We start from the raw sequence: 22,648 nt of genomic DNA, 5'->3' as shown, positions 1-22,648 counted from the left end.
TTACCGCAGGGCGGCAATGGCTTCCTGCCGGTCCGGCGCACCAAAGATGTAGGAACCGGCCACCAGCACATTGGCGCCGGCTTCCCGTACCTGTTTGGCCGTTTCGGCGTTGACGCCGCCGTCCACTTCGATGAGGGTCTTCAGTTCCCGGGCTTCCAGCATAGCCTTCAGACGGCGGATTTTGTCCACGCTGGCCGGGATGAACTTCTGGCCCCCAAACCCCGGGTTGACGCTCATCAGGAGAATCATATCCGCGTCGGCCAGGACTTCTTCCACCAGGCACAGGGGAGAAGCCGGGTTCAGGGCCACCCCAGCCTGGATGCCCTTGCTGTGGATGGTCTGCAGCACCCGGTGGAGATGATGGGTGGCCTCGGCGTGGACCACAATCATGTCCGCCCCGGCAGCGGCAAAGCTGTCGATATAGTTTTCCGGATGTTCCACCATCAAGTGGCAGTCGAAGAACATATCCGTCCATTTCCGGAGGCATTTCACCACCGGCGCCCCAAAGGTCAGGTTGGGCACGAATTGGCCGTCCATTACGTCAATATGCACCCAATCGGCACCGGCTTCTTTCAGGCTGGCAGTTTCTTCGGCCAGCCGGGCAAAATCGGAGGAAAGAATGGAAGGAGCAATGATTGTCATGATTTTTGACCTCTTTTCTTTTGTGCCGCCAATTCCTGGCGGATCATGCAGTAGGATTCATACCGGCTGGCGGCAATTTCTCCAGCAGCCACCGCTGCCTTTACGGCACAGTCCGGTTCATGGGTATGGGTACAGCCGCTAAACCGGCACTGCCCGGCCCGGGCTTTCAGTTCCCGGAACCCCTGGGCCGCATCGTCCATAACCAGTTCGGCCAAGTCGATATTGCCGAACCCTGGGGTATCCACAATGTAGCCCCCCTGGAAGGGCAGCAGTTCCGCAAAGCGGGTGGTATGCCGGCCCCGGCCGATTTTGGCGCTTACCTGGCCTGTTTTTAAAGAAAGTTCCGGATTCAGGTGATTCAATAAAGTGGATTTTCCCACCCCGGAAGGACCGCCAAACACCACCGTGCTGTCCGAGATTTTTTCCAGCAGGGCGTCCAGGCCCTTGCCGTTTTTGGCTTCCACCTGAAGCACCGGGTAGCCCAGGGGGGCGTACACGGCTTCCAGCCGGGCAAAGAACCCTTCAGGCGCCAGGTCAGCCTTGTTGAGCACCAGGACGGCGGGAATGTTTGCGGCTTCTGCCAGGGCCAGCAATTTATCGATTAAAAGAAAGCTGGGGTCCGGGTCGGCACAGGCAAACACCGCCGCCAGCCAGTCCACATTGGCCACCAGGGGACGCTGGAGCAGGTTCCGGCGGGGCAGGATTTCCGTAATCATGCCCTCGTCCCCGGCTGCGTCCAGTTCCACCCGGTCGCCGGCGGCAATGATAAAGCGTTTCTGCTTCAGCCGGCCCCGAACCTTGCAGGTGTACCAGGTTCCGTTGTCCCCCAGCACATAATAGTAGCCGTTATAGGTTTTGATGATTCTTCCTGTTTGCTGACTCACAGGGATTTATCCTCCGCCAAAGCGCCGTTCACATAAATCTGTACGCTGGCATCCGGGCCCAAGGTGACCTGACGGGTAATCTGGGTTCCCGGCGCAACGGAGCCCGAGAATACCGTCCGGCTGCTGGTGGCATCGGATGCAATGATTTTCACGGTTTTGGCGCTGCCGCTGCCGGGTACCGTGTAGGTAATGGTCCGGGTGGAAGTAGTGCTGCCGGAAGAAGAGGAACTATCCTTGGTTTCCTTCTTTTCTTCCTTCTTGCCGGCGGATACCACCAGGTTCACCGTGCTGCCCCGTTCCACTACTTGGCCGGCCCCGGGGCTCACAGAGAGCACCGTGCCCTTGGCCTTGTCGCTATTGGTTTCTTCCAGCTTGCCCACGGTCAGGCCCATATCGCTGAGCTTGCTTCTGGCATCGTCCAGGGACAATCCTTCCAGGGAAGGCACAGCAGTCTGATTGCCGCTGATATTCATGACCAGGTCCACGCTGGTTCCTGGGGTTACCTTGCTGCCTGCGGATACGCTTTGGGAAATCACCGTACCCTGGGGCACGCTGGAATCATATTTCACCGTCAGGGAGCCCACCTTCAGCTTGGCTTTCTCCAAAAGCTGGGTGGCCTCGGACAGGCTCTTTTTCTTCAGGTCGGGCACCACCCCGGGTTCCGCCCCCTGGCTGACCACCAGTTTGATTTTCCGGCCGGCCTTCACCTTGCTGCCCGCACCCGGGCTCTGCTTGATGACCACGCCTTCGGCCACGGTGGGACTGTATTCCTTGGTGACCTCAAAGCCCAAATTGGCCTTGGTCAGCAGCAGTTCTGCTTCTGCCTGGGGCTTGCCCTTCACATCGGGTACGGGAATATCCCCGCTGGTATAGCTTAAAATGGCGTAGATTACGCCGCTTAGGACCACAATGGCCGCCAGGAAAAAGGCCAGGAATTTTTTCTTTTTGGCCCGGGCTGCCGCCTCCTCTTCCGGGGTCGGCACATCGTCCTTTTTGGGTTCTGCCGGCTGGGGTTTCAAAATCCCGTCCAGCATCTGGGTCTTGCTGATAACCATGGTCTCGTCGCTGACCGGCTTCCGGCTGGACGTATCGTACCAGGCCGGATCCAGGGGTTCTTCCTTGCCCAAAAGCCGGGTCTGGGCGTCCTTCAGGTCCGCCAGGAAATCATCGGCGGAAGCGTACCGCAGCTGGGGATTCTTGGCCAGGGCCTTGGTGACAATGTTGTCCAGATAGTAGGGAATGTCCGGGTCATAGCGCCGGGCCGAAGGGGTGGATGACTCCAGATGGTGCCGGGCCACCTCCAGGGGTGTTGCTCCATCGTAGGGCAGCTTGCCGGTAAGCATTTCAAAGAAGACCACCCCCAGGGAATACAGGTCCGATTGGGGGGTTACCGGCTGGCCGGCAGCCTGCTCCGGAGACAGGTAGTACACGGACCCGATAACGTTCTTGTCCGGCCCATTGCTGGGCTGGCCAAAGGCCCGGGCAATGCCAAAGTCGGTGATTTTGGCCACGCCCTTGGTGTCGATGAGGATGTTCTGGCTCTTTACGTCACAGTGGACAATGGAATGGTCATGGGCCTGTTTCAGGGCCGAGCAGATGCCGATGGCGTAGCGGACTGCGGTCTTGTAGTCCAGGGCCCCGTTTTCTTCAATGACTTCCTTCAGGGAGCGGCCCACCACGTATTCCATGACAATGTAATAGATTTCGTGTTCGTTGCCGCAGTCATAGATATTGACGATATTGGGATGGGACAGGCCGGCCGCATTGCAGGCTTCCTGCCGGAAGCGAGCCACAAACTGCTTGTCCTGGATAAACTGGTCCCGGAGGATTTTGATGCCTACGTCCCGGTGCAGTACCGTATCGTAGCCATGGAACACTTCGGCCATACCGCCGCCGCCAATTTTATCAATAATCTCATACCGGCCGTTCAAGGTTATTCTTCCGTTCATTTGACAGCCTCCAAATCGATGACAATAAAGGAAATGTTATCTTCGCCGCCTGCGGTAATGGCTCCGTCCAGCAGGCCGTCCGCCAGCCGGTCCAGGTTTTTGTATCCCAGGAGCCGTTCGATTTCCGCTTCGCTGATCATATTGGTGAGCCCGTCGGAGCAGATGAGGAGCTTTTGGGCACCCTCCAGCAGTACTTCAAAGGTGTCCACCTCCACCGCTTCCTCCACCCCAATGGCCCGGGTGATCATATGCTTCTGGTCGGACTGGTCCGCTTCTGCCTGGGTCATCTGCTTTTGCCGCACCAGCTCGGCCACATAGCTGTGGTCACTGGTCACCTGGCGCAGTTGGCCTTCCTGGAAGACGTAGATCCGGCTGTCCCCTACGTGGCCCACAAAAGCGCTGCGGGCGTCCGGCAGGTACACAGCGGTCAGGGTGGTTCCCATGCCGTTAAAATTGGGTTTATCCTGGGAAAGTTCCCAGATTTTCCGGTTGATGTTCTGGATGCCGTGCTCCAGGGCAGCAAGAATTTCCTTCCGGGGCACCCCGGACAGGTCCAGCCGTGCCAATTGCTGCACGGCCTCGTAGCTGGCTACTTCACCGGCATCGGCGCCGCCCATGCCATCGGCAATGGCATACAGGTCCGGTTCCCGGACCAAGATGCTGTCTTCATTCTTCGGACGCACCAAACCCCGGCTGGTCCTTGTGACTGCTATCATTTCTTTTGTGCCTCCTTTAAAGCACTGGCCCGCAATTGTCCGCAGGCCGCATTAATGTCTTTGCCCATTTCCCGGCGCACGGTCACGTTGATATGGCGCTTTTTCAGGATTTGGAAGAACCGGTCCACGGCCCGATCATCGGGACGGCGAAAGCCTTTTTCCGGAACCGGGTTGGCAGGGATCAGATTGATGACACATTCCTTATGCTCCAGGGCATCTGCCAGGGCCTGGGCATCTTCCGGCCGGTCATTGAGCCCTGCCAGAAGGATATATTCGTACATGACCTGACGGCCATTGCTTTTTTCGTAGGCTTCCGCTGCCCGGATTACCTCCGGATAGGGGTACCGGTGGTTCACCGGCATCAGCTGGTCCCGCAGTGCCTTGCTGGCGGCGTGCAGGGAGATGGCCAGGTTGATGTTCCGGCCCTGCCGGGTCATTTCCTCAATCCCGGGCACAATGCCGCAGGTGGAAATGGTCATGTTCCGGTAGCCGATGCACTGGCCCCGGTCGCTATGGAGCAGGTCCAGGGCCCGGAGCACATTATCCAGGTTCAGCATGGGTTCCCCGCTGCCCATAATCACCACCCGGCTGACCCGTTCCCCGCTCTCCTGCAGCTGGCTTTGGAAGTAGTACAGCTGGGCCAGGATTTCGGCGGCGGTCAGATTCCGCACAAAGCCGTGGAGGCCGCTGGCGCAGAAGGCGCAATTCATGGCGCAGCCCACCTGGGAAGACAGGCAGGCACTGTAGCCGTAGTCGTGGTGCATCAGCACCGTTTCCACCGTGGCGCCGTCTTCCAGTTCCAGCAGCACCTTGTGGGTCAAGCCGTCCTGGGAGCGGTATTCCTTAATAGGTTTCACCTGTCTGGTCATAATTTTATAATGCTCTGCAAGCAGCTGCCGGTTGTCCTTGGACAGATTGGACATCTGCTCAAAGTCCACGGCGGATTTTTCGTACAGCCAGCGGAACACCTGTTCCGCCCGGAATTTTTTAAGGCCCAGAGCCACCAGTTCTTCCTGAAGCTCGGGCAGGGTGAGTCCCAGGATTTCCCGTTTTGCCATGTTATTCACCCTTCCTTTCGAACAAACATAAATAAAAACCGTCAATGCCGTCCCGCCAGGGCAGGATCTGCAATTCCTCCACCAATTCCCCGGTCAGGGGGTGGGCAAAGGGCACCGGCGCAAAGTTAGGCTGGTCCTTGAGAAAGGCTTCCCGCACCCGGCTGTTTTCGTCCCGTTCCAGGGTGCAGGTACTGTAGAGGAGCCGTCCCCCCACCTTCACGTACCGGGCGGCATTGGCCAGAATTTTTTTTTGCAGGGGCGGGAACTGACTAAGGGTCCGCTCCTCTTTCCGCCAGCGGGCTTCCACCCGGCGGTTCAATACCCCCAGGCCGCTGCAGGGGGCGTCCACCAGAACCCTGTCCGCCGTCTTTTCCCATTCCGGCACAACCACCGTACCGTCGGCCTTCTGGGTTTTGATGCAGGTAATCCCCAGGCGCTGGGCATTTTCCCTGACCAGTTCCAGCTTGTGGTCGTAGATGTCAAGGGCCAGGATTTCTCCCTGATTGGCCATCTTCTGGGCCAGGTGGGTGGTCTTCCCGCCAGGGGCGCTGCACATATCGATTACCCGCTGTCCGGGCTGGGGATTCAGCACCGCCGCGTCCAGCATGGAACTTTCGTCCTGGATATACAGTTCCGGGCCAAAGTCCTGGAGCAGGCTGTCCAGGGAGGGCAGGCTGTCGCACAACAGCCCGTCCGGGGACCACTGGGACAGCCGGGTCACAATGCCCCGCTCTGCCAGCCGCTGCTGGAGGCTTTCCCGGGTGGTCTTCAGGGTATTCACCCGTAAGGCCAGGGGCGGCACCTGGTTGTCAAACTGGCACAGCTTCACGGCCTCGTCCAGGCCAAAGCGGAACTTCCAGCGGCGAATCAGCCACTCGGGGTGGTAATAGCGCAGGGCCAGCCGGGTCAGTTCATACTTTTCCCCAGCCGGCAGCTTCCACTGGTTCTTGGTCCGGGCCAGTTGGCGCAGGGCCCCGTTGGCCAGCTTTACGCTGCCCTCGTTCACCCATTTCCGGGCCAGTTTGGCCCCTTCATTGCAGGCCGCCGAGTCCGGAATCCGGTCCAGGAACAGCAGCTGGTAGGCGCTGAGCCGGAGAATCACCAAAAGGGTTTCGTCCAGCTTCCACAGAGGACGATTCACCACCTTTTCCAGGTACCAGTCCAGGGTCCCCAGGGTTTTCACCGTGCCGTACACCAGCTCCGTGGTCAGTTTACGGTCTAACGCAGACAAAGGAGCCCCACGCAGCCCCTGGCTTAAAGCCAGGTTTGCGTAAGCCCCCTTGAGCAAAGTTTGTTTTAAAATCAGCAAAGCCGCTTCCCGCGGATCTTTAGTGGTTACGTTCATGTAAATCCTCTTTTATAATGAAAGACTTGATGGCCTCTTCTACCTTGTGCATATCCGTGTGGGTATTGAAGCAGGGCCCGTTGGGCCGCTCGTTCAGCACCCCGATTACCGGCAGGGGAAAGACATCCTGGATGCCGCTGGTCAGGTCCCGTTCACAGGCTACAGCCAAGATGGCTTTGGGCCGGGCCTTCTTCACGGCCTGCCGGGCCAAGGTCCCCCCGGTGGCAATGGCCACATGGACCCCGTATTTGTTGGACAGGGCCAAAAGGTCCCCTACCCCGCAGCGGCCGCACTGGTGACAGTTGTGGATGTCCCGGGTCACCTTATAGGGACAGGTATCCAGCTGGATGCAGTGGGGGGTCAGGATCAGCAGACGATTGGCGGGAACCCGCACATGCTGCCGCCGGACCAGATGGTTGCTGACCTCAATAAAGGATTGTTCAATCCTCCGCTTGGAAATTCCCATCATTTTCCCCAAAAACAGTACCAGGGGATACAGAAAATTGATGATATGCCAGGCCCACATATAGAAAAATTTCATGGTGGGAAAACCCACAATGGCCATGACAATCCCCAGCACCCCGGAAACCAGGGCTACCGTTACAAGCAGCGCGGCAATCCCCACCACATGGGGCAGCAGCGGATGAAGCTGCTGCAGGCCCGGCACCATCAGCCGCCACAGGCCAAATACTACAAAGCCCGCCAGCACCGTGGCCAGGGAAACCAGCGCGATAAACAGCCGTTTTTTCGGCCGCAGTACCATATCTATCATTGTTATGCCAATATTTCTCCTGGTTCCAGACTTTTGCCGTTGACAAATTGGTCAGCCAGCATCCGTTTCTTGCCTTCCGGCTGGCATTGGGTAATTTCCAGACTTCCCTCTCCGCAGGCAACCAGGATGCCTTCCGGATTGGTTTCCAGCACCGTTCCCGGTGCCCCCAATTGACCCTGTTCGCTGCGAATCCGGCTGGCCCAAACCTTCAGGCGCTTGCCGCTGGGCAGCAGGGTAAAGGAACCCGGCCAGGGATCAAAGGCCCGGATCTGGTTGTGCAGCTCCCGGCTGGATTTGCTCCAATCCAGCTTTTCCATATCCCGGGTAATCAGGGACGCATAGGTAGCGTCCTGTTCCGGCTGGGGCACAGCCTTAGCCGTTCCCGCTGCCAATTGGTCAATGGTATCCAGCAGCAACTGGGCGCCCCGTTCCTTGAGAATATCGTGGAGCTGCCCCTGGGTCATTTCGTCCGTTACCGGTACTGCGGTTTTGGCCAGCATAGCACCCGTATCCATGCCCACGTCCATCTGCATAATGGTGACACCCGCTTCCTTTTCGCCTTTCAAGATGGCGTAATGGATGGGGGCCGCACCCCGATACCGGGGCAGCAGGGACGCATGAACATTGATGCAGCCGTACCTAGGCAGTTCCAGCAGGCTTTTAGGCAGAAACTGGCCAAAAGCAGCTACCACAATAAGCTCCGGGGCCAGTTCTTCCAGCGCTTCCAAAAATTCCGGGGTCTTCACCCGTTCCGGCTGAAGTACCGGCAGGTTCTGGGACAGGGCATATTCCTTGACGGCGGACATCATCACCTTGTGTCCCCGGCCTTTGGGACGGTCTGGTTGGGTGACCACCGCCGCAATTTCATGCTGGCCGCTTTCCACCAGGGCTTTCAGGCTGGCCACCGCAAATTCCGGGGTTCCCATAAAAACAATTTTCATATGCGTTCCTCTTCCTTGGGTTTGGCCGTCAGGCTGATGGCCTTATCAATAAACAAAATGCCTTCCAGATGGTCACATTCGTGCTGGAGAGCACGGGCCAAAAGGCCCTGGGCCGTAAGGCGGTAGTGGGTGCCCTTGGCGTCCTGATAGGTGACCGTAATCTGGGCCGCCCGCTCTACTTCCCCTTCGTAGGTGGGTACACTCAGGCAGCCTTCCTCGTCCACTTCTTCCCCCACGGGGTCAGACAGTACCGGGTTCACAAACTCCCGAATGCCATAGCCATCTCCAGCATCAATGACCACAATGCGCTTGCCCAGACCAATCTGGGGAGCTGCCAGACCGCAGCCGTTGGCCCGGTACATGGTTTCCGCCATGTCCTTCATGAGCTTGGCCAATTTTTTATCAAAACGGGTAACCGGAGCTGCCTTTTCCCGCAGGATGGGCGCCCCAACTTTTACAATATTATAGATTGCCATATGCATCGCTCCTATATCTTTTATTACCATTTTACCGTTAACCTATATTATACCATTGAATGGCAAAAAATCACCAGCCCACAGCCCGGTTTCTCCAGGAATCTGGGAAATTTCCGAAAAATTGCCCTATACGTAAAGTTTTAGAGATGATTTTTCCAAAAATCCCTTAAAAAGAAGGGTTTTCAAGGGTGCGCATAGAATATATAAAATAACAAGGAAAATATTCAGCACCCGTACTGTGAAAAGCAGCTGCAAGCTAGGCTGCTGCGTCACAGCTCTCCCCGCCCGAGGTTCTGCAGCTGCAGGCTCGGGCTAAGGCCGCCTGCCCAAGGATGAGGCAGGGCCCCATCAAGGTCTGACTGGCCGCCCGCCGTCAGACAGAAAAGGAGGGCACCATGGAAATGCAAAACGGACTGCCCTGGCTCCAGGGCCCCAGCCTATTCAATTTCATAAAAGAACATTTGACTCCCCAGGGCTTCTTTACCCTGAAAAACCTACCGGATACGGCGCCGGATTCCCTGTCCGCCGGGATGTTTCCCCTGCCGGGCATGAAAGACCTGTACCTGCTGGACGACGAGGCGGAAGCCGGGGAGTCCGGGGAAGCACTGTACCTGGACATCTACCAGGCTCTCCAGCGCTACAAGAAGAAACCCAGCCCGGAAGCAGCCCTCAGCCTGTACCAGCGGGTTACCCACGCCCCCTGCATCTTGTATTTCGATAAGCTCAGCCGGCGGGTCACCCACCTGCGCTACTCCCCCAGCCTGTGGAAGCTGACCAAAACCTGGCTGTACCAAGCCACGGACCGGGAAGCGGTAAAATTCGCGGTGATTGCTGCCGGAGCCTTTTTAAAGAACAAACGGGGCAAACCGGAAGCAGAAGCCCTGAAACAGGATCTGCTGCTTTTGGCCCGCTGCGAGGAGTTCACCAAATTTGTCCTCCAGGCCCTGGAGGACAGTGACAGCCTGGACCAGGACGACCTGCGGGTCCTGCTGCTTCACACCACGGGCTGGGGCCGGGTCTGTGCCATCAAGCATTTCCACTTCACCACCCGGGCCTCCCAGGAATGGCTGCTGATGAAGGGGCTGAAGCTCACCGTCCACGACCCCAGTCTGCCCTTATGGGTGCTGGAACATCTGGACCTGGAAAAGTTCCTGGACCAAAAGAGCCTGTCCCACCCCCTGTTTTTGGGGATTACCCGGCTCCTGGCAGATTACTTCCAGTACCTGCTGGAATGCATCCAGGAAGACCTGCTGCCCCAGGAAAACAAGGTGGACCTGTTTACCCTGCTGCCCAAGTATTTTTCCCAGGCGGCGGACCATTACCTGGATATTGCCGTAGCCTCCTCCCTGGTAGCTATGGCGGCAGCCATCCAGTACATGCTCCAGAAAAAGTTCTACTTTGCCCTGTCGGCCATCCAGTGCCAAATCCTTTTGGATTCCCTTAACGCCCTGTTAAGCTCCGTGGACTGGCGGCCCAAGATTTTGGCAGCCCTTCTCACCCCGGAAGGCGAAGCCAACCTGCCGGTCATCGAAATGGCCGCCATCCTGGACATTGATATCCAGCCGGAACTTTGGCGGCTGCTCAAAGAGCAGCCCAGCCTGACCACCCTGTACCGGCCCCTGCTGTGGCAGGCCAATGACCAGGATGTGAAAGACGTGCTGGCCTTTGCCCGGCTCCATCTGGACGACTACCTAAAAGGAAAGGGCCAGCTGGCAGATATGCTCCATCCCCTGGAATACTTCCCAGGACAGGGGGAAGACCTGCTGGAACGGAGCCTGACCAGCGGCAGCAGTGCCAACCGGTCCGATGCCCTGGACGTATTGGAATCCTGGTCGGACGGCCAAAAACCCCTGTCGGAGAAAATGCGCCAGGCCCTGTCCAAGGTCCAGAATCTCAGCAACACGCCACTGACCCGGCTGCGGATTGATAGCCTGCTCCAGGGAAAGGAACTGAACCTGGATGGAATCCGGAAAGCCCTGGAAAGCGGCTGTACTACCTAGAAAACTCCGTATAGAAAAAGGGAACTGCCCAGGCAGTTCCCTTTTTTTGTGCAATTACAATCCTTTCAGCGTCCGGTTAAAGAATTCCAGCACCACTTCCATTACTTCCGGCTGGTACCAGTACACGCCCCCGTGGGCGGCGCCGGTAACCACGTACCGGGTGGAATCGATGCCCTTCTCTACCAGGGCCTTATGGAGGATTTCCGTCTGGCTGGGCGATACCACCACATCCTTATCCCCGTGCATCAACAGGAACGGCGGGGTCTTGGAGGAAATGTAGGTAATGGGGTTGGCGGCTTCTGCCTTTTTCAGGTCGGAAGACACATTCCCTGCATGGCCGGTAAAAACGGAAGAACCGTTAAGCCACAGGTTTTCCGTAGCCCCGTCCGAAGCGTGGAGCTTCTGTACGGCTTCCGAATAGTCTGCCCCAATCTTGGTCAGGTCGGACAGGCCATATTCGTCAAAAACGGCCTGGACATCACTGGACTGGTTCAGGTATTCCCCCTTGTCGAATTGCTTGGTGCCGTTGGTGGTACCGGCAATGGCCACCAAATAGCCGCCGGCACTGCCGCCCCACAGACCGATATGTTTGCTGTCCACATTATACTGGGCAGCGTGGGCTCGAAGGAAGCGGACCGCCGCCTTCACATCTTCCAGGGGTTGGGGCATTTGGGCCGTAGGAGCCACCCGGTAGTTGATGCTGGCCACCACGTAGCCGTTTTCGGCCAGTTCCACCCGGCGGCTGAGCATATTATCCTTGTTGGCGTTGATAAAACCGCCCCCGGTGACAAAAATAACTGCCGGCAGAGGCGTTTTGGGGTTCTTGGGACGAATGATGTCCATAGTAAGGGGTACGTTCTCGTAGCCCCGGCTGGGCACCTGGGCGTAAACTACCCCGGAAGTATAGGTCATTTCCGGTTTGCTCAGCTGCAAATCAATCCGGCCGCTGCCGCTTTTGTCGGCAGCCGGGGTGATTTTCCCCTGGGCAATATATTCTTTGACAGTTGTCATGGTTCCCTCCTGACTTTGGACAGCGGTTTTACCGGGGGCCGCAGTCACCGGGGAAGCCGGTGCCGCATAGGCAGCGGCAGACAGCGCCGTCAGGCAGGCGCCCAGGGCTAAAGCCGTACGAATTTTTTTCATGGGAGTTGCTCCTTCCATAAAATAGAATGAAGTAATACTTTTACTATATCACGCTGATGGGATCCACGTCAAAAGACAGGCTGGGCTGGGCCCAAAATTCCGATTGGCGCAGCCATTCCTTTACGGGCTCCATTTTATGACTTTTTAGCAGGATGTTGATTCGATAAATTCCTTTTACCATAGGCACAATGGCAGGGAAGGGGCCCAGGATTTCTACTTCCGCCTGGGTTTCCAACTGCCAGGCCTCCAGATTGTTCACCACCCGCTGGGCAGTGGAAAAGGCCGTTTCCATTTCCTTGTGCTGGACGGTAATCTTCAGCATCTTGGTAAAGGGCGGATAATTCAGCTCCTGCCGCTGGTCCAGTTCATGCTTGGCAAAGCCTTCATAGTCCTGCTTGGCTGCCAGCTGGAGAATGGGATTTTCCGCATCGTAGGCCTGAAACACCACCTGGCCAGGTTTGTCCCCCCGGCCGGCCCGGCCCGCAGCCTGGGTCAGCAGGGCAAAACAACGCTCCCCGCTGCGAAAGTCCGGCAGGTTCAGGGCTGCATCAGCGCTAAGGATGCCCACCAGGGTCACATTGGGAATGTCGTGGCCCTTGGCCACCATCTGGGTGCCCAAAAGCACGTTGTACTCCTGCTTGCCAAAGGCCCTGAGAATCCGCTCGTGGGCAAATTTGGCTGAGGTGGAATCCTGGTCCATGCGAATGGGATGCACCCCCGGACACAGCTCCTGGATTTCCATTTCGGCCTTTTCCGTGCCGGTGCCAAAGAACTTGATCCGCTTGCTGCCGCAGTTGGGGCAGGTGTGGGGCACGGGCATGGTATAGCCGCAGTAATGGCATTTCAGCAGCTGGTCCTTGGCGTGGTACACCAGGGAAACGGCGCAGTGGGGACAGGTAATGGCCTCCCCGCAATCCCGGCACAGCACAAAGGTGGAGAAGCCCCGGCGGTTTAGCAGCACAATGGCCTGCTCCCCATGCTGGACGGTCTGCTCCAGTTTTTCCCGGAGTTCTCCCGAAAGTACGGACCGGTTCCCCTGCTGCAGCTCCGCCCGCATGTCCACAATGGATACCTGGGGCAGGCGGCTGCCGCTTTTGGCCCGCTGGGTCAACCGCAGCCGGGTATATTTCCCCTTCCGGGCGTAATAATAGGATTCCAGGTCCGGGGTGGCCGAGCCCAAAAGCACCGGCACCTTCCGGTAATGTGCCCGGTACTGGGCCACCAGCCGAGCATGATAGCTGGGCCGGGTTTCCTGTTTGTAGGTACCTTCGTGTTCCTCGTCGATGATAATCAGGCCCAAATTTTCAAAGGGGCAGAACACCGCTGAGCGGACCCCAATCAGCACCCGTGCCTGGCCGGAGCGCATTCTCTCCCACACGTCCGCCCGCTCATTGGCGGACAGCTTGCTGTGGGCCACGGCCACATGGTCCGAGAACCAGGCCTTAAAACGCCGCACGATCTGCCCGGTCAGGGCAATTTCCGGCACCAGTACCATCACCTGCTGCCCGGCCCGGACGGCCCGGTCGGTCAGCCGCAGGTAGACTTCCGTCTTGCCGCTGCCGGTGATGCCTTCCAGAAGAAAGGTCTGGGGCTCCTTTTCCGTTCTGGCCCGGTCCACCGCTTCCACCGCAGCCTGCTGCTCCGGAGTCAGCTGCAAATTTTCCCGGGGTGCCTCCAGATGCTCGTAGCTGTCCCGCAGCACCCGGCGCTGCCCTTCCTCCAGATAGCCCAAAAGCACCAGAGCGTGGATTACATCGTTGGAGATGCCCTTGGCTTGCAGTTCGTGGCTGGTCAGCACGGTCTTTTCCGGTAATAGGGAAAGGGCGGCCTGCCGGCTTTTACCCCGGATCAGGCCGTCCTTTAGGGCCTGGCGCCCTGCGGCAGTGCTTTGCAGGGTACGTTCGGTCTTTTCCCGCAGCTTGTATTTGGTTGCGAAGGACAGGCTCACTGCCCCTTTGGTGATCAGTCCCTTCAGGGCATTTTCCCCTCCGTCCAGGCGGCAGATTTCCTTCCGGGACCGGCCGCCCCGAAGCAGCAGATAATCGTAGAACTCCTGCTCCGGTTTGGTCAATTCTCCGGCAAAATCCGGTTCCGGCTGGTAACGGCCGGTGACGGCCACACTGCTCTTGCCTGGAATAAACAGGCGCAGGGCTTCCGCCAAGGTACAGAGATAGTACTGGGACAGCCAATGGGCCGTGGCCAGCATCTCCTGATCAAACCAGGGCGCCGTGCCCAACACATCGGCAATGGCCTTCAGGTCCAGGGAAAGGTCCGGCTCCCGGTCCTCCTCCACAATAAAGCCTTCCAGCATTTGTGAGCCAAAAGGCACCACTACCCGCCAGCCTTCGTCCAGAAAGTCCATGCTTTCCGGCACCCGGTAGGTGAACTGCCGGAACATATTCTTTACCGGCAAATTAATGGCAACCTTTGCATACTTCATTTTAATGCAGAGCCTTTTTCAAAACATCTACCTTGTCCAGATGTTCCCAAGGCAGGTCCACATCCGTCCGGCCAAAGTGGCCATAGGCTGCGGTCTGGCGGTAGATGGGTCTTCTCAAATCCAGGCTCTTGATGATGCCGGCCGGGGTCAGGGAGAAGTTCTTTCTGATCAGTTCCACGATTTCTTCTTCCGGAATGGCATTGGTGCCAAAGGTGTTGACCGCGATGGAAACCGGGCGGGCTACGCCGATGGCATAGGCCAGCTGGATTTCACATTTCTTGGCCAAACCGGCAGCCACCACGTTCTTGGCCACGTAGCGGGCTGCGTAGGCAGCACTCCGGTCCACCTTTGTGGGATCCTTGCCGGAGAAGGCGCCGCCCCCATGACGAGCCATGCCGCCGTAGGTATCCACGATGATTTTCCGTCCCGTCAGGCCGGAGTCCCCCTGGGGACCGCCGATCACAAAACGGCCGGTGGGGTTGATGTGGTAAATGGTCTTTTCGTCCAGCAATTCTGCCGGAACCACCGGTTTGATAACGTATTCCAAAATGTCCTTGCGCAGCTGTTCCATGGAAACCTTTTCGCTGTGCTGGGCAGAAACTACGATGGTATCCACCCGGACCGGCTTGTCGTCATCATATTCCACGGTAACCTGGGTCTTGCCATCCGGCCGCAGATAATCCAGGATTCCCTGTTTCCGGACCTGGGCCAGCCGGTAAGCCAGCTTATGGGCCAGGGAAATGGGCAGGGGCATATATTCCGGAGTTTCGTCCGTGGCATAGCCGAACATCATGCCCTGATCGCCGGCGCCGATTTTTTCATCGTCGTCCTGGTTGCCGCCCTTGGCTTCGTCGGATTCATCCACGCCCATGGCAATATCCGGGGACTGTTCGTCGATGGACAGCAGCACCCCGCAGGTAGCTCCGTCAAAGCCGTATTTGGCACGGTCATAGCCGATGTCCATTACGGTCTGCCGGGCAATTTTGGCAATATCCACATAGCAGCTGGTGGAAATTTCCCCTACCACATGGATTTGGCCAGTGGCTACCAGGGTTTCACAAGCAACCCGGGCATTGGGGTCCTGGGCGATGATGGCATCCAGGACTGCGTCGGAAATCTGGTCGGCAATCTTATCAGGATGGCCTTCCGTTACAGATTCAGATGTAAAAAACTTTTTCATAGTTCCTCCTTGAGTAAAAAAAATACTCCCCATTGAGAGAGAGTATATAGGCTCTCATCTCACAATCGAAAAACCGCATTGTAGGATTTAGCACCGTTGGCTTACGCCATGGTTGCTGTGGGTTCATTGGGCCATTCCCTCCGCCACTCTTGATGAGCAATATGTAGTTTGCAATAAAACATTATATACAACTGTATCAAAAAAAGCAATAGTCAACCCAGCCTTCCCGGAGAAAGGCCGGGGCTGCCTTTTAGTAATGGACCACATTCTTGCCGGCCCGGATTTTGTCCACCACCGGCTGGCCTTCCTCACTGCGCAGGTAGTTCCAGGTAGTCTCCGGCACCAGGGCCTTCACTTCGTCCCAGTTGCCCTGCTGGATATCCCGGCGCACGGTAGAAGCACTGACCACAATGCCGTTTTGGGTTTTCCGGGGCACAATGACGCAGCCAATCCCCGCTTCCGGCAGCCGTTTGGCCATGACCTGGTTGTAGAGCCCGGTCACCAGGCTGGTGGGTTCCTCCCCTACGTAGCGGGCGGTAATGCCCATGCGGGCAGCAATTTTCGTGAAAATGGCCAGGTCCAGGTTGGCGTGGCTCAGGATTACCGCTTCCTCATCCTTTTGGAAGTAGCTGGGGAAGGTGTTCTGGCTGATGATGTAGGGACCGCTGTCGTGGTAGCGGATATTCTTCAAATGGGCCGTGCCTTCCATAATCAGGCGCTTGCGCACCGTATAGGGAAAGAAGCTGGCGTCCTCGCTGACCATGAACAAGTGCACCAGGTCATTTTCCTGGGCGGCCTTTTCCACCAGGTACTGGTGTCCCAGGGTAAAGGGGTTGGCGTTCATCACCACGGCTGCCACCCGGGGTGCTTCCACCTTGCTTTGGGCCAGCTGGTCCAGGTAGTGGGCAAAGCCATCGTGCTTATTTTCCATAAATACCACCTGGTCTTCCACCCGGGCAATTTCGTAAAAGCCCAGGTCCCCGAAGAACTTGGCGGACGAACATTTGGTGTACAGGAACAGGTGGGTATGGCCCTGTTCAAACTGGCGCTGGACCAGATGGGAAACGATTTCGTTCATCAGGCCTTCCCCCTGATGGTGGTGATCCACCGCCATGCAGCGCAGGGTATTTCCAAAGCAGCTGCCGGTGGCTACGGCGTGGTAATCCTGGTCAAACATGACACAGGTATAATCCAAATTGGCATCCCGGCGGATTCCTTCCTGCTCCAGCAGTGCATTCACTTGGGCATTGGTGCGGGTGTCAGAAGGGTACACCGGAGAAATTACATAATCAGACATAAGCTCCTCCGTACGTTCTAGAATGGTTCCATTATAACACAAAGGAGAGGGCCCCCTAAAGGGCACCCTCTCCAATCTGACACTCAACTTTTCTTATGTACCGTAAAAGGAAACAGTTACATCCGGACCAGTTCGTATTCCCGGGTGCCCAGGCCTATCTTCACGCCATGTTCCAGCGTGGTTTCCCAGTCCACCAGGGGGTTGCTGTCCAGGAAATGGTCGTGGTGCTCCTCCCAGCCCTTTTCGGCCAGGTGGTCGGACAGCTGGCTGTTGGGCAGGGGCGGCATCTTCTGGCAGGCATCGGCGCAGGCCTGATCCACGGCAATGGGATCGGTGGAAGCAAAAATGCCGATGTTGGGCAGAATGGGTGCGTCATTTTCCCCGTGGCAGTCGCAGTTGGGGGAAATGTCCATAACAAAGTTGATGAAGAAGCTGGGCCGGCCGTGGAGCACAGCCAGGGTGTACTCAGCCATTTTCCGATCCAGCAGCTCGTTGGCATCCCACTGTACCGTTTGGATGGCGTCAAAGCTGCAAGCCCCAATGCAGCGGCCGCAGCCTACGCACAGGTCTTCGTGAATAAACGCTTTGTTGTCAATGTACTCAATGGCGTCAGAACCGCATTCGCTGGCACAGTGCCGGCAGCCCCGGCACAGCTCCGGGTCCACCTTGGGAGTACCGGAGGAATGCTGTTCCATTTTCCCGGCCCGGCTGCCGCAGCCCATGCCGATATTCTTGATGGCGCCGCCAAAGCCGGTAGATTCATGACCCTTGAAGTGGGCCAGGCTGACCACAATGTCCGCATCCATAATGGCCCGGCCAATTTTGGCCTTTTTGATGTATTCCCCATTGGGTACGGGAACTTCCACTTCATCGGTGCCCCGCAGGCCGTCCCCGATGATGACCTGGCAGCCCGTGGTGGTAGGATTGTAGCCGTTTAAGGCGGCACATTCCAGATGGTCCAGGGCGTTTTTCCGGCTGCCCGGATACAGGGTGTTGCAGTCTGTCAGGAAGGGTTTGCCGCCCCATTCCTTGATTAGGTCCGTAACCGCCTTGACATACTGGGGCCGGATGGTGGCCAGGTTGCCCAATTCGCCAAAATGCATCTTCACAGCCGTATATTTGCCTTCGAAGTCAATGCTGTTCATTTTGGCCACTTTGCACAGCCGCTGGAGTTTGGTCAGCATGCTGGTACCCACTGGGCAGCGAAAATCCGTAAAATACACTTTTGCTTTTTCCATGAATGAATAACTCCCCTCGGTGCTTTGTCCTCAAACGGGACAGGTGCCCTGTACCTGATAAAATAGAGTAAAACCGCTTAATGGTGGTACTTTTCGTTGCGCAGAATCTTGAAGGCCCGGTAGATCTGCTCCAGCAGAAGAACCCGGATCATCTGGTGGGTGAAGGTCAGGGGTGAAAAGCTCCAGCGGAAATCCGCCCGCCGGCGCAGGTCATCCGTATAGCCAAAGGGGCCTCCAATGACAAAGGTCAGATGGCTGACCCCCTCCACCATCCAGCGGTCCAGCTTCTCCGCCAGCTGGGGAGAGGAAATTTCCTTTCCCTTCAGATCCAACAGCACCACATAGCTGTGGTCGTCAATCAGCTTCAGGACGCGCTCCGTCTCTTTTTGCAGTACCTGCTGCTCGGCAGCCGGAGAGGCGTTTTCTGGCATTTTTTCTTCCGGAATGCATTTGATTTCCAGCTGGCAATAGGCCCCCAGCCGTTTCACAAATTCCGCCTCTGCGCTGCGCAGATAGTCTTCTTTTAATTTGCCCACACAGGCAATGGTAATCTTCAGCATCAGTTATTGCTGTCCTGCTGGGGCATTTCTGTTAAGGTTACGTTCTTATCCACTTCCGTATCGCCCCGCAAGATGGTGACAGGAACCGTCTGCCCTACCTGGCACTTGTTCAAAGCGTCCCGAAGAGCAGCCACCGAATCAACCTTAGTCCCATTGAATTTGGTAATGATATCATTCGGGCGAATGCCTCCCTGATAGGCTGGACCATTTTGAAACAATTTGGCTACAAACAGCCCTCCTCTCAGGTCGATATTGAACCCAAACCGTTCTGCCAAGGTCTTGTCAATGAGGCTGACCCCCAAATACGGGCGCACCACCCGGCCCTGTTCGGCCAACTGCTTGATAATGGGTTTGGCTTCGTTGATAGGAATGGCAAAGCCAATGCCTTCTACGCCGCTGACCACAATCTTGGCGCTGTTGATGCCGATGACCTGACCGTCTGCGTTGGCCAGGGCCCCGCCGGAATTGCCGGGGTTAATGGCTGCGTCGGTCTGGATCAGGCGGAAGCGCTGCTCACCCAAATCAATGGTCCGGTTCAGGGCGCTGATGACGCCGGCGGTTACCGTACCCCGGAATTCCATGCCCAGGGGGTTACCGATGGCAATGGCCGGTTCGCCCACCATCAGGGTATCGGAATCACCAAATTCCGCTACCGGCAGATCCTCGTCGGCCTGGATTTTCACCACTGCCAGGTCCGTGGTGGGATCGGTGCCCAGCACCTTGCCGGTGTAGGTTTTGCCGTTGGACAGGCTGACCACAATTTCCTGGGCCCCTGCCACTACGTGGTTATTGGTCACAATCAGGCCATCCTTGCTGTAGATGACCCCGGAACCGCTGCCCTTTTCCACCAGCTGGGTCCGGTTGAAATAATCCCGCACCAGGGCCTTGTTGGTAATACCCACAACCGTAGGACCCACTTTCTTGGCAGCCTGGACGATGGGAGTATTCCGATTGGCACTGAGCTTGGAATCGGCTTCCTTCATTTTCTCTTCCTGGGTGGTAGCCGGCTTGGCAGCCGTCTTATCATTGGTGGCCTTGCTGGCCAGCCCGCAGCCGGCAGTAAAGAAGCTCATGCTGAGAGAAAGAGCCAGTAAGGTGCTCAAGGTTTTTTGGGAAAGTTTGCGTTTCATACGATCACTCCTTTAGGACCGGACATTGCTTACCAGCTCCTGCTGGGAAGCCACGAACAGTTGAATCTGGTGGGGCTGGGGCATTTGCTTCAGCTGGTTTTCCACCGTTTCATAGGCGATATGGGGGGTATTGTTTTTTTCACTGAGATGGGCCAGGAATACTTCCTTGGGCAGCACCGGCAGTTCCGTAAGAAATTGGCCCGCGGTCACATTGGACAAATGGCCGTATTGGCCGGCAATGCGCCGTTGGAGCTGGGGCGGATAGGGTCCGTTGCGCAGCATGGTTTCATCATGGTTGGCTTCCAGGATGAGGACTTCTGCGCCTTCCACAGCATTTCTCACCGTTGGGGTAATGGTGCCGCAGTCCGTCAGGTAGGTACACTTTTCGTCCCCGTAGAACAGCTGGTACCCCACCGGATCCGCCGCATCATGGGAAATCTTAAAGGGTTCGATCCGGAGCCGGCCCAGGGTGCAGGACCGGGGTACCGCCCGCACCTGTTCCCGGGTAAGCAGCCGGCGCACCGGCAGCTGGGACCAGGTCTTTTCATTGGCGAAAATGGGTACGGTTCCGTAATGCCGGCCAAACACATCCAGTCCGGCCACGTGGTCCTTGTGCTCATGGGTCAGGAAAATCCCGCTCAGGTCTTCCGGCTCCAGGCCGCATTTCTTCAGGCCCTGGACAATCCGCCGGCAGGAAATCCCTGCATCAATAAGCACCGCCGTGTCCCCCACCCGGATCAGGGTGGAATTGCCCCGGCTGCCGCTGGCCAAAATATCAACTTCAAAGTCTGTCTGCATCGTTTCTAACACCTTTACCAATACAAAATTACCGTTTTTTCTAGGAAACAGCCCTCATAACGTTACTGTATATTATAACAAATCCAAAGGGCAAAATGTAAAAAAACACCGAACTCTTACAGCTCGGTGTTTTTACAGCTAGGATTATGCTTTCCGCTGGCATTTAGGGCAAACGCCATAGAAATAAAATTGGTGTCCGTTTACGTCAAAACCGGTTTGCTTGGAAACCATGTCTTCAATCTGTTTGGCCTCGATATGGGGCACATCAAAGACTTTTCCGCATTTGGTGCATCTGATATGCGGATGTTCCATTACATTGGCATCATACCGGTAACTTTCTTCCCCCGTATTCAGTACCTGGACTATACCCAGTTTGCTGAAAATCTCCACAGACTTATACACGGTTGCAAAACTCATCGTAGTGTATTTGTCTTTCACCTTGTCATAAATCATTTCTGCGGTGGGGTGTTCTTTTGTATGAGCCAGCATCTCATAAACGGCCAAACGCTGAGGCGTTACCTTGCAGCCATTGTCCCGGAGCACTTTTGCCAACTCATTGGAGCTTAACATTCTCGCCACCTCCCTTCCTACCCACAAGTGAATGCGGCTGATATCTTATTTAATAACTGTAATTAATATATATTATTTTTTGTTCTTTGTCAATTTACTTTCCTAACTTGTTATTTAAAGAAAATGATAAAGTTTAGATTGTTAAATTTGTAGCTTTTTGGATTGTTTAATGTTATTTTTTAGTTAACACTTAGTTTCACCCTGAAAAAAATAAAGCCTTCTGACAGGCAGTGCAAATGCATCCATTTCTCAGGAAAGCATCCTGCTGCGGCAGAGAGCCAAGGGCTGCAAAAATACATAAATATTTTACCATTATTATTTGGATTTTTCCATAAAAACTAACAATTTTTTTTAGGAATTTTTACACTTTTGGTTTTCTCCTTCCCGCGCAGTAGTCGTGCTATAATACATAGAGACCTTTTGGCCTGTTTGCAAGGAGGAAATGCCATGAAAAAATCTATGCTGCTCTTCACACTGGTACTTCTGGGCCTTTGGAGCCTGGGCGGTGCCGTGCTGGCCTCCAGCCCCGTGCCGGAATACGGTCCCGGCTACGGGTGGTATTGCCAGGGCGGCGGTCCTGGTTACGGCTATGGCTGCGGCCAGGGGCGCGGCAAGGGCTATGGCAGCGCCAGGGAAAGGCTGCCCCAGAGTGCTCCCCCAAATGGGAACTGCCAGGGCGATACCTGCTGGGTCGGCCAATAACAAAAAATTCGGGTGTGCTCAGCACATCCGAATTTTTTATTTCCTGTATTCAATCTTGAATGGTTACCGGCATACCCACATAGGCTACCTGGCGCAGCTCTTCCAGCTGGTCGTTCTGCAGCCGGACGCAGCCCTCCGAGGCATTGGTGCCGATGGAAGCTGGATCATGGGTGCCGTGGATGCCGATGCCGTCCCAATTGCCCCCGCTGAGGTTTCTGGTATCCAGGCTGATAAACCAGGGCCCGTAAGCTCCGGCAATGGAACCGTTGCCATCTCCAAAGTCATGGGTCCAGCTGGAAGCATCATCAATTTCGTCCACCAGAAAAGTGCCCGTTGGGGTCATGTTGTCCCCGCTGACCTGTTTCTGGCCCAGGCCGCCCTTGCCTACGGCGCAGCCCCAGGCCCGGACCACCATTTGGCCGTCCATAAGATAGAATTTATGGTCACTTTTATCAATCAGCACCCGATATTTAGTTCCTTTTTGCAAGGGAGCCGTCAGCAGATTGGTTCCTTGGGAACCTTCTCCAAGGCCCGGGCCTCCCTGCTGGGTGCCGATTTCCCCGGTTCCGGAGCTGCTGGCTGCGGGCTGGGCAGGCGTCTTTTCCTGGGCAGCCGTTTGGGCTGAAGCAGCCGTTTGGGCCGGTGCCTTTATGGAAGGACTGGGTCCCAGTCCTCCCTTGTAGCCAAAAGCAAAGCAGCCGGCCAGTACCAGCACCAGGCAAAGGACTGCCAGTACCCCTGCCGCCAAGCCTTTATGGGAATGCCCCCCTGGGCGAGAATTCGTAGTCATATGGTCCATCCTTCTTT

21 protein-coding genes and 1 riboswitch are annotated in these 22,648 nt (G+C 56.5%); of the genes, 2 read left to right on the top strand and 19 right to left on the bottom strand.

Going from position 1 to position 22,648, the window contains the following annotated elements; genetic code table 11:
• Genes rpe through def form a run of 9 tightly spaced genes read right to left on the bottom strand, consistent with a single transcriptional unit; the run spans nucleotide 1 to nucleotide 8,783 of the window.
• On the bottom strand, nucleotides 1–642 hold the full coding sequence (gene rpe, locus DW089_RS02780) for a ribulose-phosphate 3-epimerase (RefSeq protein ID WP_118286738.1): 642 nt from the start codon (nucleotides 640–642) through the stop codon (nucleotides 1–3).
• Entirely contained in the window at nucleotides 639–1,526 is an 888-nt protein-coding gene (gene rsgA, locus DW089_RS02775; RefSeq protein WP_105326261.1) for a ribosome small subunit-dependent GTPase A, read from the bottom strand. The genes rpe and rsgA overlap by 4 nt, the downstream gene beginning before the upstream one ends.
• Nucleotides 1,523–3,475, bottom strand: coding sequence for a Stk1 family PASTA domain-containing Ser/Thr kinase (gene pknB, locus DW089_RS02770; protein WP_105326262.1), 1,953 nt, complete (start codon nucleotides 3,473–3,475; stop codon nucleotides 1,523–1,525). The genes rsgA and pknB overlap by 4 nt, the downstream gene beginning before the upstream one ends.
• On the bottom strand, nucleotides 3,472–4,191 hold the full coding sequence (locus tag DW089_RS02765; protein WP_105326263.1) for a Stp1/IreP family PP2C-type Ser/Thr phosphatase: 720 nt from the start codon (nucleotides 4,189–4,191) through the stop codon (nucleotides 3,472–3,474). Before DW089_RS02765 ends, pknB begins: the two co-directional genes overlap by 4 nt.
• Nucleotides 4,188–5,249 carry a 23S rRNA (adenine(2503)-C(2))-methyltransferase RlmN gene (gene rlmN / locus DW089_RS02760; RefSeq protein WP_105326264.1) on the bottom strand — a complete coding sequence of 354 codons (1,062 nt, stop codon included), beginning with the start codon at nucleotides 5,247–5,249 and terminating at the stop codon, nucleotides 4,188–4,190. The genes DW089_RS02765 and rlmN overlap by 4 nt, the downstream gene beginning before the upstream one ends.
• A 1-nt stretch (nucleotide 5,250) precedes the next feature.
• Nucleotides 5,251–6,594 carry a 16S rRNA (cytosine(967)-C(5))-methyltransferase RsmB gene (gene rsmB / locus DW089_RS02755; protein ID WP_105326265.1) on the bottom strand — a complete coding sequence of 448 codons (1,344 nt, stop codon included), beginning with the start codon at nucleotides 6,592–6,594 and terminating at the stop codon, nucleotides 5,251–5,253.
• Nucleotides 6,578–7,366, bottom strand: a complete 789-nt coding sequence (locus DW089_RS02750; RefSeq protein WP_105326266.1) for a DUF116 domain-containing protein — start codon at nucleotides 7,364–7,366, stop codon at nucleotides 6,578–6,580. Before DW089_RS02750 ends, rsmB begins: the two co-directional genes overlap by 17 nt.
• Nucleotides 7,367–7,368: 2 nt before the next feature.
• On the bottom strand, nucleotides 7,369–8,307 hold the full coding sequence (gene fmt, locus DW089_RS02745; protein WP_105326267.1) for a methionyl-tRNA formyltransferase: 939 nt from the start codon (nucleotides 8,305–8,307) through the stop codon (nucleotides 7,369–7,371).
• A complete protein-coding gene (gene def / locus DW089_RS02740) occupies nucleotides 8,304–8,783 on the bottom strand; it encodes a peptide deformylase (RefSeq protein WP_105326268.1) in 480 nt (159 codons plus the stop codon). The genes fmt and def overlap by 4 nt, the downstream gene beginning before the upstream one ends.
• 395 nt (nucleotides 8,784–9,178) lie before the next feature.
• Between def and DW089_RS02735 the strand changes: the two genes are divergently transcribed.
• A complete protein-coding gene (locus DW089_RS02735; RefSeq protein ID WP_105326269.1) occupies nucleotides 9,179–10,783 on the top strand; it encodes a hypothetical protein in 1,605 nt (534 codons plus the stop codon).
• Between the two features lie 54 nt (nucleotides 10,784–10,837).
• On the opposite strand, the gene DW089_RS02730 is transcribed toward DW089_RS02735, so the two are convergent.
• The 9 genes from DW089_RS02730 to DW089_RS02690 all read right to left on the bottom strand — a co-directional run bounded on the left by DW089_RS02730 (nucleotide 10,838) and on the right by DW089_RS02690 (nucleotide 21,139).
• Complete coding sequence (locus DW089_RS02730) at nucleotides 10,838–11,794, bottom strand: alpha/beta hydrolase (RefSeq protein WP_105326522.1); 957 nt, start codon at nucleotides 11,792–11,794, stop codon at nucleotides 10,838–10,840.
• Between the two features lie 175 nt (nucleotides 11,795–11,969).
• Entirely contained in the window at nucleotides 11,970–14,366 is a 2,397-nt protein-coding gene (priA, locus tag DW089_RS02725; RefSeq protein ID WP_118286737.1) for a primosomal protein N', read from the bottom strand.
• Nucleotide 14,367: 1 nt separating this feature from the next.
• The gene (gene metK, locus DW089_RS02720; protein WP_105326271.1) at nucleotides 14,368–15,546 is read right to left on the bottom strand and encodes a methionine adenosyltransferase; all 1,179 of its coding nucleotides are present in this window, start codon (nucleotides 15,544–15,546) and stop codon (nucleotides 14,368–14,370) included.
• 51 nt (nucleotides 15,547–15,597) lie between these two features.
• Nucleotides 15,598–15,705: riboswitch (SAM riboswitch) on the bottom strand.
• A 91-nt stretch (nucleotides 15,706–15,796) separates the two neighbouring features.
• Entirely contained in the window at nucleotides 15,797–16,843 is a 1,047-nt protein-coding gene (citC, locus tag DW089_RS02715) for a [citrate (pro-3S)-lyase] ligase (RefSeq protein WP_105326272.1), read from the bottom strand.
• A 116-nt stretch (nucleotides 16,844–16,959) separates the two neighbouring features.
• Nucleotides 16,960–18,081 (bottom strand): DUF362 domain-containing protein, encoded by a 1,122-nt coding sequence (locus tag DW089_RS02710; protein ID WP_105326273.1) that lies wholly within the window; start codon nucleotides 18,079–18,081, stop codon nucleotides 16,960–16,962.
• Nucleotides 18,082–18,158: 77 nt separating this feature from the next.
• Nucleotides 18,159–18,641: a 23S rRNA (pseudouridine(1915)-N(3))-methyltransferase RlmH gene (gene rlmH / locus DW089_RS02705; protein ID WP_105326274.1), complete on the bottom strand. Its 483-nt coding sequence runs from the start codon at nucleotides 18,639–18,641 to the stop codon at nucleotides 18,159–18,161.
• A complete protein-coding gene (locus tag DW089_RS02700) occupies nucleotides 18,641–19,771 on the bottom strand; it encodes a S1C family serine protease (RefSeq protein ID WP_105326275.1) in 1,131 nt (376 codons plus the stop codon). The genes rlmH and DW089_RS02700 overlap by 1 nt, the downstream gene beginning before the upstream one ends.
• A gap of 12 nt (nucleotides 19,772–19,783) precedes the next feature.
• Entirely contained in the window at nucleotides 19,784–20,581 is a 798-nt protein-coding gene (locus DW089_RS02695) for an MBL fold metallo-hydrolase (protein ID WP_233547539.1), read from the bottom strand.
• A 132-nt stretch (nucleotides 20,582–20,713) separates the two neighbouring features.
• A complete protein-coding gene (locus DW089_RS02690) occupies nucleotides 20,714–21,139 on the bottom strand; it encodes a Fur family transcriptional regulator (protein ID WP_105326277.1) in 426 nt (141 codons plus the stop codon).
• A 447-nt stretch (nucleotides 21,140–21,586) separates the two neighbouring features.
• Here DW089_RS02690 and DW089_RS02685 point away from each other — a divergent pair, with 447 nt between their 5' ends.
• Nucleotides 21,587–21,841, top strand: coding sequence for a hypothetical protein (locus DW089_RS02685; protein ID WP_118286736.1), 255 nt, complete (start codon nucleotides 21,587–21,589; stop codon nucleotides 21,839–21,841).
• 49 nt (nucleotides 21,842–21,890) lie between these two features.
• Here the strand turns inward: DW089_RS02685 and DW089_RS02680 are convergent, their stop codons facing one another.
• On the bottom strand, nucleotides 21,891–22,631 hold the full coding sequence (locus DW089_RS02680; RefSeq protein WP_105326523.1) for a L,D-transpeptidase: 741 nt from the start codon (nucleotides 22,629–22,631) through the stop codon (nucleotides 21,891–21,893).
• Nucleotides 22,632–22,648: the final 17 nt, after the last annotated feature.

The sequence above is a fragment of the Acidaminococcus sp. AM05-11 genome (assembly GCF_003472805.1).
GTDB lineage: Bacteria > Bacillota > Negativicutes > Acidaminococcales > Acidaminococcaceae > Acidaminococcus > Acidaminococcus hominis.
Note: the sequence above shows the minus strand (reverse complement) of the source record. Positions and strands in the feature narration are given on the sequence as shown.